10 protein-coding genes are annotated in these 15,852 nt (G+C 55.5%); 7 read left to right on the forward strand and 3 right to left on the reverse strand.

The genetic code is table 11. The features are described from left to right. The first annotated feature begins 115 nt into the window (after positions 1-115). On the forward strand, positions 116-2,962 hold the full coding sequence (gene rcsC, locus KK102_RS09930) for a two-component system sensor histidine kinase RcsC (RefSeq protein ID WP_089597935.1): 2,847 nt from the start codon (positions 116-118) through the stop codon (positions 2,960-2,962). 90 nt (positions 2,963-3,052) lie between these two features. Here the strand turns inward: rcsC and rcsB are convergent, their stop codons facing one another. After that, entirely contained in the window at positions 3,053-3,703 is a 651-nt protein-coding gene (rcsB, locus tag KK102_RS09935; protein ID WP_003859405.1) for a response regulator transcription factor RcsB, read from the reverse strand. Between the two features lie 16 nt (positions 3,704-3,719). Beyond that, positions 3,720-6,392 (reverse strand): phosphotransferase RcsD, encoded by a 2,673-nt coding sequence (rcsD, locus tag KK102_RS09940; RefSeq protein WP_216357483.1) that lies wholly within the window; start codon positions 6,390-6,392, stop codon positions 3,720-3,722. Positions 6,393-7,134: 742 nt separating this feature from the next. On the opposite strand from rcsD, the gene KK102_RS09945 reads away from it, so the two are divergent. The 6 genes from KK102_RS09945 to mgtE all read left to right on the forward strand — a co-directional run bounded on the left by KK102_RS09945 (position 7,135) and on the right by mgtE (position 14,476). Then, a complete protein-coding gene (locus KK102_RS09945; RefSeq protein ID WP_126544394.1) occupies positions 7,135-8,226 on the forward strand; it encodes a porin OmpC in 1,092 nt (363 codons plus the stop codon). Between the two features lie 104 nt (positions 8,227-8,330). Next, positions 8,331-9,386 carry an FAD:protein FMN transferase ApbE gene (gene apbE / locus KK102_RS09950; protein ID WP_126544395.1) on the forward strand — a complete coding sequence of 352 codons (1,056 nt, stop codon included), beginning with the start codon at positions 8,331-8,333 and terminating at the stop codon, positions 9,384-9,386. Between the two features lie 72 nt (positions 9,387-9,458). After that, positions 9,459-10,517 carry a bifunctional DNA-binding transcriptional regulator/O6-methylguanine-DNA methyltransferase Ada gene (gene ada / locus KK102_RS09955; protein WP_216357484.1) on the forward strand — a complete coding sequence of 353 codons (1,059 nt, stop codon included), beginning with the start codon at positions 9,459-9,461 and terminating at the stop codon, positions 10,515-10,517. Continuing rightward, on the forward strand, positions 10,517-11,167 hold the full coding sequence (gene alkB, locus KK102_RS09960) for a DNA oxidative demethylase AlkB (protein WP_216357485.1): 651 nt from the start codon (positions 10,517-10,519) through the stop codon (positions 11,165-11,167). Before ada ends, alkB begins: the two co-directional genes overlap by 1 nt. Before the next feature lie 75 nt (positions 11,168-11,242). After that, entirely contained in the window at positions 11,243-12,886 is a 1,644-nt protein-coding gene (locus tag KK102_RS09965; protein WP_216357486.1) for a multidrug ABC transporter permease/ATP-binding protein, read from the forward strand. 153 nt (positions 12,887-13,039) lie between these two features. Beyond that, positions 13,040-14,476: a magnesium transporter gene (gene mgtE, locus KK102_RS09970; protein WP_126544398.1), complete on the forward strand. Its 1,437-nt coding sequence runs from the start codon at positions 13,040-13,042 to the stop codon at positions 14,474-14,476. Here mgtE and KK102_RS09975 read toward each other — a convergent pair. After that, positions 14,439-15,728 carry a SulP family inorganic anion transporter gene (locus KK102_RS09975; RefSeq protein ID WP_216357675.1) on the reverse strand — a complete coding sequence of 430 codons (1,290 nt, stop codon included), beginning with the start codon at positions 15,726-15,728 and terminating at the stop codon, positions 14,439-14,441. The genes mgtE and KK102_RS09975 overlap by 38 nt on opposite strands. Positions 15,729-15,852 lie beyond the last annotated feature (124 nt).

The following is a 15,852-nucleotide window of genomic DNA, read 5'->3' on the forward strand; positions in this document are numbered from 1 at the left end:
GCCGGTTTCCGGCCCTTTTCTTTTGCACAAGCAGACAAGTGAACGTTGCGACAAGCCGCGTTTACCGCTACCTTAACCACATTCTTTTTGACCCCGATGGCGGAGCCTCGCCCCTTTGAAATACCTCGTCTCCTTTCGTACCACGCTGAAAGTCTCTCGCTATCTGTTCCGGGCGCTGGCGCTACTGCTTTGGTTGCTGGTGGCTCTGTTCTCGGTGTTTTTCATCGTTAATGCGCTACACCAGAAAGAAGCGGAGATCCGCCAGGAGTTTAATCTCAGCTCCGATCAGGCCCAGCGCTACATTCAGCGCACCTCTGACGTCATGAAGGAGCTGAAGTACATTGCCGAGAATCGCCTGACGGCGGAAAACGGTATTCTTGCCATTCGTGGGCGCAATGATAAAACCGAAGTGCCCGACTTTGAGCCCCTGTTCCCGGACTCTGACTGCTCCGCAATGGGCAGCACCTGGCGCGGCTCGCTGGAATCGCTGGCGTGGTTTATGCGCTACTGGCGTGACAACTTCTCCGCGGCCTATGACCTGAACCGCGTCTATCTTATTGGCAGCGAAAATCTCTGCATGGCCGATTTTGGCCTGCGCGACATGCCCGTAGAGCGCGATGACGCGCTGAAAAGCCTGCATGAGCGTATTGTGAAATACCGCAATGCGCCGCAGGACGAGCGCGGGAATAACATCTTCTGGATTAGCCAGGGCCCGCGCACGGGCGTGGGCTATTTCTATGCCCTGACGCCGGTGTATCTGGGCAACCGCCTGCAGGCGCTGCTGGGCATTGAACAAACCATCCGTATGGAAAACTTCTTCACCCCGGGCAGTCTGCCGATGGGGGTGACCATTCTCGATGAAAACGGTCATTCTCTGATCTCTCTCGCCGGGCCGGATAACCGTTTGAACGTTGATCCACACTGGATGCAGGAGCGGTCGTGGTTTGGCTATACCTCCGGTTTCCGCGAGCTGGTGTTGAAGAAAAGTCTGCCGCCTTCGTCGCTCAGCATTGTCTATTCGGTGCCGGTGGATATGGTGCTTGAACGCATTCGCATCCTGATCCTCAACGCCATTTTGCTGAATATCGCGGTGGGCGTGGCGCTGTTTATGCTGGCACGCATGTATGAGCGGCGGATATTTATTCCGGCAGAGGCAGACGCCCAGCGTCTCGAAGAACATGAGCAGTTTAACCGTAAGATTGTCGCCTCTGCGCCGGTGGGGATCTGTATCCTGCGCACCCAGGACGGCACCAACATCCTCAGTAACGAGCTGGCGCATAACTACCTGAACATGCTGACGCATGAGGACAGGCAGCGGCTGACGCAGATTATCTGCGGGCAGCAGGTAAACTTTGTGGACGTGCTGACGAGCACCCACACCAACCTGCAGATCAGCTTCGTGCATTCGCGCTATCGCAATGAAAACGTGGCCATTTGCGTGCTGGTGGATGTTTCCGCGCGCGTGAAAATGGAAGAGTCGCTTCAGGAGATGGCGCAGGCCGCCGAGCAGGCCAGCCAGTCGAAATCGATGTTCCTTGCTACCGTCAGCCACGAGCTGCGCACGCCGCTTTACGGGATCATCGGTAACCTGGATCTGCTGCAGACGAAAGAGCTGCCGAAAGGGGTTGATCGCCTGGTCACGGCGATGAACAACTCTTCGAGCCTGCTGCTGAAAATCATCAGCGATATTCTCGATTTCTCAAAAATTGAGTCAGAGCAGCTGAAAATCGAGCCGCGCGAGTTTTCCCCGCGCGAGGTCATGAACCATATTAGCGCCAACTATCTGCCGCTGGTGGTGCGTAAACAGCTGGGACTGTACTGCTTTATCGAACCGGACGTGCCGCTGACGCTGCACGGCGATCCGATGCGCCTGCAGCAGGTCATATCTAACCTGTTGAGCAACGCCATCAAATTTACCGATATCGGCTGTATTGTGCTGCACGTATGCCGCGTAGGGGACTATCTGACTATCCGCGTGCGTGATACGGGCGTGGGCATCCCGGCGAAGGAGGTGGTCCGTCTGTTCGACCCGTTCTTCCAGGTCGGGACGGGCGTGCAGCGCAACTTCCAGGGTACCGGGCTGGGGCTGGCGATTTGTGAAAAGCTCATCAGCATGATGGACGGGGATATCTCGGTTGACACCGAGCCGGGCATGGGAAGCCAGTTCACCATCCGTATTCCGCTCTACTCGGCGCAGTATCCGGCTAAAACGACGGTCGATGGGCTGAGCGACAAGCGCTGCTGGCTGGCGGTGCATAACGCTTCGCTCAATGATTATCTGACGGCGCTGCTTAACCACAGCGGCGTACGGGTATGCCGATATGAAGGACAGACCCCGGACGTGGACGATATGCTGATCGCTGACGACATGCCGGAACAGGCGTGGCCGGGAAGAGGGGTGATCATGTTCTGCCGTCGCCACATCGGTATTCCGCTGGAGCGCGCGCCGGGGGAATGGGTGCACAGCGTGGCAACCCCGCATGAGCTGTTAGGGCTACTGGCGCGCATTTACAGCGTACAGCTTGAAGACAGCGATGGCGCAACGGCACTGCCGTCACCGGATGCGCTGGCGTCGGTGAATGACGATATGATGATTCTGGTGGTGGACGACCATCCGATCAACCGCCGCCTGCTGGCCGACCAGCTTGGCTCGCTCGGATATCAGTGTAAAACCGCCAACGACGGCGTCGATGCGCTGAACGTGCTGAGTAAAAACCATATTGATATCGTGCTGAGCGACGTGAATATGCCAAACATGGACGGCTACCGTCTGACGCAGCGCATTCGCCAGCTTGGCCTGACGCTGCCGGTCGTTGGCGTGACGGCTAACGCCCTGGCTGAAGAGAAGCAGCGCTGCCTGGAGTCCGGCATGGACAGCTGCCTGTCGAAACCGGTGACGCTGGACGTGCTGAAACAGACATTGTCGATTTATGCGGATCGCGTGAGAAAAACCAGAATATAAAAAAGGCCCGCGAGGGCCTTTTACGTTTTTCACCCTCTCCCTGTGGGAGAGGGGCGGGGTGAGGGCATCAGGCCGCACACCTGCCCGGGATCAATCCTTATCCGTTGCGCTCAGCGTCACGGACGAGAGATAGTTGAGCAGCGCAATATCATTGTCCACACCCAGCTTCATCATTGCTGATTTCTTCTGGCTGCTGATGGTTTTAATACTGCGGTTCAGCTTCTTGGCAATCTCGGTTACCAGGAAACCTTCTGCGAAGAGACGCAGAACTTCGCTCTCTTTTGGAGACAGGCGCTTGTCGCCATAGCCACCCGCGCTGATTTTTTCCAGCAGACGAGAGACGCTCTCAGGCGTGAATTTCTTGCCTTTCTGCAGCGCTGCCAGCGCTTTTGGCAGGTCGGTTGGTGCACCCTGCTTCAGCACAATCCCTTCGATATCCAGATCCAACACTGCGCTCAGGATCGCCGGGTTGTTGTTCATGGTCAGAACGATGATCGAGATGTCCGGGAAGTGACGTTTAATGTATTTGATGAGCGTGATCCCATCACCGTATTTGTCTCCAGGCATGGACAGGTCGGTAATGAGCACGTGTGCATCAAGTTTAGGAAGGTTATTGATCAGTGCTGTAGAGTCTTCAAATTCACCGACTACATTCACCCACTCGATCTGTTCAAGTGATTTGCGAATACCGAACAGTACAATCGGATGGTCATCGGCAATAATTACGTTCATATTGTTCATGTATAAGGCTACCTTGCTACAGCAAGCTCTTGACATAGGCGTCAATGTCGCTGATGTATTTTTCAATGCCAGAGGCATCTTTCTCACGAATTAGATGTTCCAGCGTTTCACATAACTGCTTGCCGGGAACCAGATTAAGCATGGCAAACACCCCTTTAAGCCGGTGTGCTGTCTGTGCCAGCGCTGCAAAATCATTCGCAGCGGACTCAGTATACAACCGCTTAACATCATCTGGTACTGTATCAACAAAGAGTGAATAGTATCCGCTGGCGTGGAGCTCGGCATTTTCATTGCCGCCTAACGGTGATTCCGCTATCTCTTCCTGCGCCAGTTGCTCTTCTATAAGTTGTAGTACAGCTTCCTGCATCGCATTGCTTATATTAAAGTTGACGCGCAGCTGGCCTGGGCCGATTTTTCGCACGCCTGACTCATCATCGCTTAAAAGCAAGCCTGTGGCAGTAAGATTAGACGGATTATCAGTTAAAAATAGATCAAATTCTTGACTCGCAAGCCTTTCGTCCGGCGTGATGCAGGCCGCACCCCAGTTTTCTAACTGGCGAACCACGATATTGCGGATCTCGTTTGAGGTCACATCAACCATCACCACCACATCATCCAGCAGGCGTTCTTCATCTTCTTCCTGCGGATTCGCCGCCATTTTGACATGCAGCGAGTAGCGTGTACCGAGGGATTCACGCGCCTTGATATTCAGATGGCCGCCCAGTTTACGTGCCAGCTGATCGCACAGCCAGAAGGTGAGGGCGTTCGCTTTGCCGTAGTGGTCACTCTGGGTGTCGTTCAGGAACGGGAAGTGCAGATTATCAATTTCACTTACGGTGACGCCTTCACCCGTGTCCAGAATACGGAACGTCAGGCGATCCTCCGTCGATTCGTCGGTGCTGACTTCGAGCGTGATCTTGCCGATCTGGGTGGTCGTGACCGAATACTGAATCAGCATCAGCAGGATCCGACGCAGCGCTTCGCGATCGCCATGGCGCTCGTCATTCGCCGGTAGGTGGTTGTTGATCAGCAGCTGCAGCCCTTTTCGCTTAATGACCGGGAGCACCTCGGGAACCACTTCATCGATCAGATCCTGGATAGAAAAGAGCGTTGGGGTGCCTTTCCAGATGTCATTTTCCAGCATGTTTGCAAGCTGGATTTCGTCGACCATACGTACCAGCGACTCGGCCTGGCTCGTCAACTGCTGGCCTTCTGGCGTATTCAGACCCGCAGCCTGAGCGGCCAGCGTTTTTAGCGGCTGTTTGAATGCATCGCCAATATTTTGCATAAACGCCGTGCGGCCATGCTGGTTTTTCTCGTAAAGTCGCTGCGCCTGCTTGAGCTTTTTGTTCACCAGCACTTCACGGTCCTGATCGCGAATAACAAAGATTTGCGTACGGGATGCAACCTGGCTGCTGAACTGACGGATCTCATACAGCTCGTTATTAATGGTCGCCTGAATCACCCCCTGGTGCTGGTCCGCCATCGCCGTGATGTTCTGCAGGTTGAGGTGGGGCAGAAGGTGATCGGCAATCTTGTTGCTCATCACCGTGCGGTTGGCTTCCTGATCGTGAACAAGCACCCCGAGCGGCAGGACCGAAATAATCTCTTCATTCAGGGCGCGCAATACGCGAAGTTCATTACTGGTGCCCGCAGATACCGCAGAGGCGTCACTCTGACGTCCCGTCTGGAAGCGGAACGTGCTGTAGCCAAACAGCGCCAGCGCCAGCAGACCGATGTTCAGCAGCAGCGGCAGCAGAATGTTTTGCAATGTATCAAGCAGCAAGGTGCCAAACGGCACCTGCCACACCAGACGCATGCCGGTTGAATTTAACGATGACGCAATTTCAATTTTTGAGCCGTTAAATGAAATAGAGACACTCTCTGCCCCTTCTTTATCCGGCGGGTTGCGCAGGTTTTGCGTGCTGTTGTCAGGCTCCAGGCGGAAGCTGTCCAGCGCCATGTCCGGTGGGATCAGGTCATTGATCGGCAGATCGAACGCCACCACGGTTGCGAGGTGTCCCGGCTGGTTAAACGTCGTGCGCAGCGTAAAGTAATGCCCATTTTGCCAGGCCAGCCGACGCAAAGAGGAGAAACTCTCGCGCTCATCGAGGGCGTTGGCTTGCTGCAACATTTCTGCGCGACGTGAATCCACAATGCTGCCTACCGTCGTCTCTTTAAAGCCGGATGAGAGGTCTTTGAGCGGCAGGGTAGAGATCAGGATCATGCTGTTGTCCTGACCGTTCAGGTAGTACATCGACCAGGGCACGGTCTCTGCGCCCCAGAGAGTATCAAGATAGGTTGAAATGCGCTGCGTCATCTCAAGCGTTGCGCTGTCATGCGACCCGAAAATCAGGGCTTCTGTCTTACGCTGAGGTTTTTCCAGGTAATACACATCCTGCTTTAGGCGTGTCTCCTGTAACCCTTCCCCGGTGTTGGTGGCGGGCGCGGCGGCAATGTTGTCGTAGATCTGCCAGGTCGCATAGCGCCATGTGTCGATCCGTTTGTGTACCGCATGGGTGATATCAACGATCTGGTAACTCTTGTCCTTCAGCCAGGCATTGACCGCACTTTGAACCATGACCCCCATCGTGACCAACAGCACAACGATCAATAGAAGAAAGAAACGGGTTATGCTCCCCGGAAGGAGGGAGAATTTGCTCAGGGCGGTAGTTTCAGTCTGACTCATTGATATCTTTAACCCGTGATGGCCGTGCTTTAAGGGGATACGGCAGTATAAAGGGTAAAACCTGAATTTCCAGCGTCATGGTCTGAGAATGACGGACTTTTTCCACTGAGAATGTCCACAGTGCACGGTGCGTAAAATATGTACAAATGACGGCGGGATGTATAAATATAAGTTAACATCTCTTCAGGAATAGCACGAATAAACAAGAAATTGAGTTTTGTAGAAATGATGCGGGTCTGCGAAGGGTCAGGGGCCGATTTAGTTAATAGTCGTTACGATTTCGGGGCGGTAGCACAAGAAAAATATAATTACGTAAAGAAAGGTAAAAAAAAACCGAACGCTCGGCATTCGGTTCAATTAGGGATAAACAGACATTCAAAACTGAATGACGGTAATAAATAAAGTTAATGATGATAGCGAGAGTTATTTTAGTGATATTGGCTTGTTTTGTTTTATCATTCAGTGCTGTCACGGGTTTTTATCTAATGCACTGATTTTAAGTTGCTTTTTTGCTGTTTTGATTATTGGTGCTATATTTTTAACCCCTGCGTGCTTTGTAAAAGTTCCTTGATATTTACAAATTGAAACATCTTGATAGATAAATGAAACATCTTAAAAGTTTTCGTATCATATTCTCGTTGGATTATTCTGTATTTTTGAGGAGAATGAAGTTGCCGACTGGTTAAGAGGGTTAATCAGTAAGCAGTGGTAATAATAAGGCATATAACAGAGGGTTAATAAAATGAAAGTTAAAGTACTGTCCCTCCTGGTACCAGCACTGCTGGTAGCAGGCGCAGCAAATGCGGCTGAAATTTATAACAAAGACGGCAACAAATTAGATCTGTACGGTAAAGTTGATGGTCTGCACTATTTCTCTGATGACGACAGCGTTGACGGCGACCAGACCTACATGCGTCTTGGCTTCAAGGGCGAAACTCAGGTTAATGACCAGCTGACCGGTTACGGCCAGTGGGAATACCAGATTCAGGGTAACTCCGGCGAAAACGAAAACAACTCCTGGACGCGTGTGGCGTTCGCGGGTCTGAAATTTGGCGACGCGGGTTCTTTCGATTACGGTCGTAACTACGGTGTTGTGTATGACGTGACCTCCTGGACAGACGTTCTGCCAGAATTCGGCGGCGACACCTACGGTTCTGACAACTTCATGCAGCAGCGTGGTAATGGCTTCGCGACCTACCGTAACCAGGACTTCTTCGGTCTGGTTGATGGCCTGAACTTCGCGCTGCAGTACCAGGGTAAAAACGGTAGCGCAAGCGGCGAAGACCAGACCAACAACGGTCGCGACGAGCTTCGTCAGAACGGTGATGGCTACGGTGGTTCTATCACTTACGATCTGGGCGAAGGCTTCGGTATCGGTACTGCGCTGACCAGCTCTAAACGTACCAGCTCTCAGAACGACATCGGCTTCGGTACCGGCGATCGCGCTGACACCTACACCGGTGGTCTGAAATACGACGCGAACAACCTCTACCTGGCTGCACAGTACACCCAGACCTACAACGCGACCCGCGCGGGCGATCTGGGCTGGGCTAACAAAGCACAGAACTTCGAAGTGGTTGCACAGTATCAGTTCGACTTCGGCCTGCGTCCATCCGTGGCTTACCTGCAGTCTAAAGGTAAGGATCTGGAAAACGGCTACGGCGACCAGGATATCCTGAAATATGTTGACGTGGGCGCGACCTACTACTTCAACAAAAACATGTCCACCTATGTTGATTACAAAATCAACCTGCTGGATGAAAACGACTTCACTCGTAACGCTGGCATCAGCACTGACGATGTCGTCGCGCTGGGTCTGGTTTACCAGTTCTAATCGCTTCATTGCGTGACTAAGGGGCCTTCTGGCCCCTTTTTTTGGGTCTTACAACGAGGCCATTTTGGTGTACTCTTGCCGCCCTGGCATGAGGATAATAATGAATGGATATGACTTTTTTACGCGCCAGCGTTCTGGCGACGCTTTTTTTCCTGACTGCGTGCGACGCGCCTGCTCCCTCAGCACAAACTGACGCGCCAGCGGCGACGGTGCTGGAAGGGAAAACGATGGGCACCTTCTGGCGCGTGAGCGTCATGCATCTCGACACGGCGCGGGCTGACGAACTTCGCGGTAAAATTCAGTCCCAGCTCGACGCTGACGACCAGCTGCTTTCAACCTATAAAAACGACTCAGCGCTCATGCGTTTTAACCTCTCAACCAGCACCTCTCTGTGGCCGGTGAGTGAAGCCATGGCCGATATTGTGACGGAGTCGATGCGCGTGGGGTATAAAACCAACGGCGCGATGGACGTGACCGTCGGGCCGCTGGTGAATCTGTGGGGATTTGGCCCCAACAAGCAGCCGGTGACCACGCCTGACCAGGCGGCGATTGATGACGCCCGCGCGCGCACCGGGCTGCAACACCTGACGGTCATTAGCCAGTACGGTCAACAATATCTGCAAAAAGACATTCCCGATCTCTTTGTCGATCTCTCCACGGTAGGCGAGGGGTATGCGGCAGATCATCTTGCGGCGCTGATGGAGCGGGAAGGCATTTCCCGCTATCTGGTCTCGGTGGGCGGTGCGCTCGTCAGCCGGGGGATGAACGCCAGCGGCAAACCGTGGCGGGTGGCCATTCAAAAACCCACCGATCGGCAAAACGCGGTGCAGGCGATTGTGGATATCAACGGCCACGGGATCAGCACCTCGGGAAGCTATCGCAACTATTATGAGCTCGACGGCAAACGCATTTCGCATGTCATCGATCCGCAAACCGGCCGCCCGATTACCCATAATCTGGTGTCCGTTACGGTGATCGCGCCGACGGCACTGGAAGCAGACGCCTGGGATACCGGCCTGATGGTGCTCGGTCCGGAAAAGGCCAAAGAGGTGGCCCGGCAGGAACAACTCGCGGTCTACATGATCACCAAAGAGGGCGACGGATTCAAAACCTGGAGCTCGCCGCAGTTTACCGGCTTCCTGGTGAGCGAGAAAAATTAAAAAGCAAGATTGCGGGTTTTTGTTCGCTGGCACTCGGGCAAGGTAGGATTATGCTTGTAAGAGGAGCTGATGATGAAAAACGTAACCTTTACTACCGATGAAGATCGCTGGCAAGCCGTGCTGGGCCGCGATCCTCGCGCCGATAATCAGTTTGTTTTTGCGGTTCAGACGACGGGAATTTATTGCCGTCCGTCCTGTCGTGCCCGCCACGCGCTGCGTAAAAATGTCCGCTTCTATCCTGACGCTCAGCACGCTGTTCAGGACGGCTTTCGCCCCTGCAAACGCTGTATGCCGGACAAACTCAACCCACATCAGCAGACGCTGACGAAGGTTGAACAGGCCTGCCGTCTGCTGGAGCAGGATCCGGCGTTAACGCTGGAGGCGCTGGCGCAGAAGGTCGGCAGCAGTCCTTTCCATTTCCACCGTCTGTTTAAATCCGTGACCGGCATGACGCCTAAAGCCTGGCAGCAGGCCGCGCGGGAACACCGTCTGCGCAGCGCGCTGGCGCAGGGGGATAAAATTACCGACGCGGTACTGGCGGCAGGGTTTCCCGATAGCAGCAGTTATTACCGGAAAGCTGACGAGGCGCTGGGGATGACGGCGAAGCAGTACCGCAGCGGGGATGTCGCGGTTCATTACGCCATCAGCGACTGTTCCCTGGGGCGTTGTCTGGTTGGCGAAAGCGAGCGCGGGATCTGCGCAATCCTGCTGGGTGACGACGATGCGACGTTAGAAGGGGAGCTGTTGACGCTGTTTCCCCGCGCGGAGCGAGAAGTGCTTGAAGGTCCGTTCGCGCAGCGCATCCATCAGGTGATCGCCAGTATTGATCACCGCGAGGTACCGCTTGCGCTTCCGCTGGATATCCGCGGAACGGCTTTTCAGCAGCAGGTCTGGCAGGCGCTTCGCAACATTCCCTGTGGTGAAACGGCAAGCTACCAACAGGTGGCAAAGGCGATGGGGCAACCCAATGCCGTACGCGCCGTGGCAGGTGCCTGCGCCGCAAACAAACTGGCGATCGTCATTCCCTGCCATCGCGTAGTGCGCAACGACGGGTCGCTTTCGGGTTATCGTTGGGGGACGGCACGAAAGGCGATATTGCTTAAACGTGAGGCGAGTCGCCGGGAGGAATAATGCTCGATCTTTTTGCCGATGCGGAGCCCTGGCAGGAGCCGCTCGCGCCGGGGGCGGTGATCCTGCGCCGCTTTGCGCTTCCCCGCGCAGCGGCGTTACTGACAGGCATTGATGAGGTGGCGGCCGTCTCGCCGTTTCGCCATATGGTGACGCCGGGCGGCTATACCATGTCAGTGGCGATGACCAACTGCGGTCAACTCGGCTGGGCGACCAACGAACGCGGCTATCTGTATGCGCCCAATGATCCCACAACCGGCAGGCCGTGGCCGCCGATGCCGGATGCGTTTCAGCGACTCTGCCACGAGGCTGCGGTTGCCGCCGGGTATGCCGATTTTAAGCCGGATGCCTGTCTGATCAACCGCTATGCCGTCGGGGCAAAACTGTCGCTGCATCAGGATAAGGATGAGCCGGATCTGCGCGCGCCAATCGTTTCGGTCTCTCTGGGTCTGCCCGCTGTCTTTCAGTTTGGCGGATCACGTCGTAACGATCCGCTTAAGCGTCTGATGCTGGAGCACGGTGATGTGGTGGTCTGGGGTGGCGAGTCGAGGCTTTATTATCACGGGATTCAACCGCTTAAGCCCGGTGTTCACCCGCAAACGGGGGCGTTTCGCTTTAACCTGACGTTCCGTCAGGCGGCTTATGGCGAATAAAAATAAGAATTATTCTTGATGTAAACGCCAGGCAGTTTACACTGCGGGCTGATTTTCTTGTCCGGATTGCTCTGCATGCAACTACTTCTTCTTGTCTGGCGTCAGTATCGCTGGCCTTTCATTGCGGTGATGGCGTTAAGCCTCGCCAGCGCCGCGCTGGGTATCGGCCTGATCGCCTTTATCAACGTCCGTCTGATTGAAATGGTCGACACCTCGCTGGCCGTTCTGCCGGAATTCCTGGGTTTATTGCTGCTGCTGATGGCGGTCACGCTGGGTTCACAGCTGGCCCTGACCGCGCTCGGCCACCACTTCGTTTTCCGTCTGCGCAGCGAATTCATCAAGCGGATCCTCGACACGCAGGTTGAGCGCGTGGAGCAGCTCGGCAGTGCCTCTCTGCTGGCAGGGCTCACCAGCGACGTGCGTGCGATTACCATCGCCTTTGTGCGTCTGCCTGAACTTGTGCAGGGTATCATTTTGACCTTCGGTTCGGCGGCCTACCTTGCCTGGCTCTCCACTAAGATGCTGGCGGTAACCGCGCTGTGGATTGTCATCACCATCTGGGGCGGGTTCCTGCTGGTGTCCCGCGTTTACAAACACATGGCGGTGCTGCGCGAGACCGAAGATAAACTTTACAACGATTACCAGACGGTGCTGGAAGGGCGCAAAGAGCTGACGCTGAACCGCGAGCGCGCCGAGCATATCTTCAATAATCTCTATATTCCGGACGCGCGCGAATACCGGCATCACATCATTCGCGCCGATACCTTCCACCTGAGCGCGGTGAACTGGTCGAACATCATGATGCTGGGTGCCATTGGCCTGGTGTTCTGGATGGCGAACAGCCTGGGCTGGGCGGACACCAACGTGGCGGCAACCTACTCGCTGACGCTGCTGTTTTTGCGCACGCCGCTGCTCTCGGCCGTCGGCGCATTGCCCACCTTGCTGAGTGCGCAGGTGGCGTTTAACAAGCTGAAGAAGTTCGACCTCGCGCCGTTTAAGGCTGAATTCCCGCGTCCGCAGGCCTTCCCGAACTGGCAGATGCTGGAGTTGCGTAACGTCACGTTCCGCTATCAGGATAACGCCTTCTCCGTGGGGCCGGTTAACCTGACGATTCACCGCGGCGAGCTGCTGTTCCTGATTGGCGGCAACGGCAGCGGTAAATCCACGCTGGCGATGTTGCTGACCGGGCTTTATCAGCCGCAGTCGGGCGAGATTTTGCTGGACGGTAAGGCGCTGAGCGCAGAGAAGCCGGAAGACTACCGCAAGCTTTTCTCGGCGGTATTTACCGACGTCTGGCTGTTTGACCAGCTGCTGGGGCCGGAAGGCCAGCAGGCTAATCCGGCGCTGGTGGAGAAATGGCTTGGGCATCTGCAGATGTCGCACAAGCTTGAGCTTCAGGACGGCAAGATCCTGAACCTTAAGCTCTCGAAAGGGCAGAAAAAGCGCGTGGCGCTGCTGCTGGCCCTGGCGGAAGAGCGTGACATCATCCTGCTGGATGAATGGGCGGCCGATCAGGACCCGCATTTCCGCCGCGAGTTTTATCAGGTGCTGCTACCCCTGATGCAGGAGATGGGCAAAACCATTTTTGCCATCAGCCACGACGATCATTACTTCATTCACGCCGACCGCCTGCTGGAGATGCGCGACGGCAGGCTGAGCGAGCTGACCGGTGAAGAGCGCGATGCCGCATCGCGTGACGCGGTGGCGCGCACGGCCTGAGTGCGATTGTGCCGGGGGGCGGCTTCGCCTTACCCGGCCTACTTTTTTTAACCACCCTCGCTGTTTTTTTACCCATCCCGCCCCGTTGTTTATTCTTATTTACATATCCCCGCGCTATGCTTAATGCCAACTCATTTAATGGATTTATGATTGATGTCGGTATTAAAGAAAAACAGCGCCAGACAGCGTGACCAGGAGCGTGCGCGACTTATCTGGCTTCTCACGACCGATAAAGCGGTCACTTCTGCGTTATTAGGTAAACTGACCCTGGCTGAGCAATATGATGTCGGCACCTTAGCCGACGATATTGCTGAGGTAGGTGCGCTGGTTGCTCATTTACCCCCGCCGGATCTGGCGGATACCCTCGAAGCGCTTCCCTCGGAAGAACGCCACGCCCTGTGGCGGCTGGTGCAGGATCACGAGCGCGGGCAGGTGCTGCTAGAGGCGTCGGAAAACGTCTGGGATGACCTGATCGACGAGATGAGCGACCGCGATATCCTGGATGCCCTGCAAACGCTGGATATCGACGAGCAGATTTATCTGGTTCAGCATCTGCCGCGAAACCTGACCGGTCGCCTGCTGGCGTCACTGCCTGCGGAGGAGCGGGCGCGCGTGCGTCAGGTGATGCACTACGAGAAAAATAGCGTCGGCGCGATCATGGAGTTCGGCGTCATCATGGTGCGTCCGGACGTCACTCTCGGTACGGTGCAGCGCTATTTGCGACGTCTGGGCAGCATGCCGGACAACACCGATAAACTGTTCGTCACCTCCCGGGACAAAACGCTGCTCGGCGAGCTGGAGCTGAAAACCATCCTGCTGAACAGTACCCAGCGGAAGGTGAGCGAGGTGATGGAAAACGAGCCGATGGTCTTCTCCCCGGAAGACGATGCGGAAAAAGCGGCACGTACCTTCGAACGTGATGACCTGGTGAGTGCCGCCGTTGTGGACTCCGTCGGCAAGCTGATGGGGCGTCTGACCATCGATGAAATCATTGACGTGGTCTATGAAGAAACCGACAACGACCTGCGTGCGCTCGGGGGGATCAGCGCCGAAGATGACGTCCATGCGTCTGTGGGCAAAGCGGTCAAAACCCGCTGGGCGTGGCTGGCCATTAACCTCTGCACCGCGTTTATCGCCTCCCGCGTGATTGACGGCTTTGAGCACACTATTTCACAGCTGGTGGCGCTCGCCTCGCTGATGCCGATCGTCGCAGGGATTGGCGGTAACACCGGAAACCAGACGATAACCATGATCGTTCGCGCCCTGGCGCTGGAAAATATTCAGCCCGGTAACTTTTCGTGGCTCATTTTTAGAGAGATGGGCGTCGCGCTCATTAACGGCCTGGTGTGGGGCGGGATTATGGGCGGCATCACCTGGTGGTTGTACGACGATATGGCGCTGGGCGGCGTGATGATGCTGGCGATGGTGCTGAACCTGCTGGTGGCGTCGATAATGGGCGTGATTATCCCGCTGACGATGACCAAACTGGGGCGCGACCCCGCGGTGGGGTCGAGCGTGATGATTACCGCCATCACCGATACCGGTGGTTTCTTTATTTTTCTTGGGCTGGCGACGATTTTTCTTCTGTAGCCCGACGCTTAATGCGGGCGGGAAGCAGTGCCATGACGATAATTCCCCCCAGCACCCCAATCGCCAGATTGCCGGTTGATACCGTGGCGGCAACGGTGACCAGCATGACGACCGTTTCCGCAATCGGGGCATTTTTTACCGTTGCAGGCTGAAGGCTGTGCCAGCTGAAGGTTTTAACGGCGACAATCGCCATGATCCCCGCCAGCACCGCCATCGGGATTTTGGCCATCACTTCGCTGAGCGCCGTCACCAGGATCAGCAGCACGATGCCCGCCGCAAGTGTTGAAATACGGCTTCGGCCTTTACCCATCTCCACGTTGACGATGGTTTGTCCGATCATCGCGCAGCCCGCAATGCCGCCATAAAAGCCAGACAGAATATTGCCGACGCCTAATCCAATGCTTTCGCGGCGTTTACTTGACGGCGTTGCGGTCAGCTCATCCACCAGCTTTGCCGTTAGCAGGGATTCCAGCAGGCCGACAAACGCGATGCTCAACGCGCACGGCCAGATAATGCTCAGCGTCTGCACATTGAGCGGAACCAGAAGTTCGGTAAGACCCGGTAAACCGCCGCTCATGGAGCCTTCATCGCCCACGGTCGGCAGGATTTGACCGGTTGAAACGGTGAACACGGTAAGCACAACGATCGCAATCAGCGGGGAAGGGATGCTCTTGATATAGCGCGGTACCCACAGCACGATCGGCAGCGTCAGCACGAACAGGCCCACAATCAGCGGGCTTCGGCTCCAGAAATGCGGCACCTGTGCGAAGAAGATCAAAATGCCCAGGGCGTTAACAAACCCGGTCATGACCGACTGGGGAATAAAGCGCATCAGTCTTGCCATGCCCAGTACGCCAAACAGAATCTGAATCACGCCAGCCATCAGCACGGCGGGAAGAATGTACTGTACGCCATGCTGATGCACCATGGGGCCAATGACCAGCGCCACGGAACCGGCCGCGGCCGTGACCATCGCCGGACGACCACCGAGTACAGACAGGGCAAAACACAGCACCACGGAGGCGATCAGGCTGACCTTCGGGTCAACGCCCGCCACCACGGAAAATGAGATGACCTCGGGGATCAGCGCCAGAGCGGTAATCACGCCCGCCAGCATTTCACGCGTCAGCAGCTTAGGGGAACGCAGCACGTTGGCTACGCGATCTTCGGGGGATACAGCTGAATGGGGTAAGGACATAACAGTTCGCTGGTTAGGGCAGGCTTCCGTGCGCGCGATCACAAAGTACAGCATAATATCCACAAAATTCAGTGATTGCCAGTTGCCAGCGTAATCCCCTACAAACAATCCATCATTAAATTTCACAATTACAATAATTTCGTAACCTTTAAACAATATTTAAAAGTTGTTACCGTGC

This window comes from Enterobacter quasimori (assembly GCF_018597345.1).
Classification (GTDB): domain Bacteria; phylum Pseudomonadota; class Gammaproteobacteria; order Enterobacterales; family Enterobacteriaceae; genus Enterobacter; species Enterobacter mori.

Bases quoted from the DNA above. Each gene is read 5' to 3' on its own strand.
- rcsB (WP_003859405.1), bottom strand. From the start codon at position 3,703: ATGAACAATATGAACGTAATTATTGCCGATGACCATCCGATTGTACTG.
- rcsD (WP_216357483.1), bottom strand. From the start codon at position 6,392: ATGAGTCAGACTGAAACTACCGCCCTGAGCAAATTCTCCCTCCTTCCG.
- KK102_RS09945 (WP_126544394.1), top strand. From the start codon at position 7,135: ATGAAAGTTAAAGTACTGTCCCTCCTGGTACCAGCACTGCTGGTAGCA.
- apbE (WP_126544395.1), top strand. From the start codon at position 8,331: ATGGATATGACTTTTTTACGCGCCAGCGTTCTGGCGACGCTTTTTTTC.
- ada (WP_216357484.1), top strand. From the start codon at position 9,459: ATGAAAAACGTAACCTTTACTACCGATGAAGATCGCTGGCAAGCCGTG.
- alkB (WP_216357485.1), top strand. From the start codon at position 10,517: ATGCTCGATCTTTTTGCCGATGCGGAGCCCTGGCAGGAGCCGCTCGCG.
- KK102_RS09965 (WP_216357486.1), top strand. From the start codon at position 11,243: ATGCAACTACTTCTTCTTGTCTGGCGTCAGTATCGCTGGCCTTTCATT.
- mgtE (WP_126544398.1), top strand. From the start codon at position 13,040: ATGTCGGTATTAAAGAAAAACAGCGCCAGACAGCGTGACCAGGAGCGT.
- KK102_RS09975 (WP_216357675.1), bottom strand. From the start codon at position 15,728: ATGCTGTACTTTGTGATCGCGCGCACGGAAGCCTGCCCTAACCAGCGA.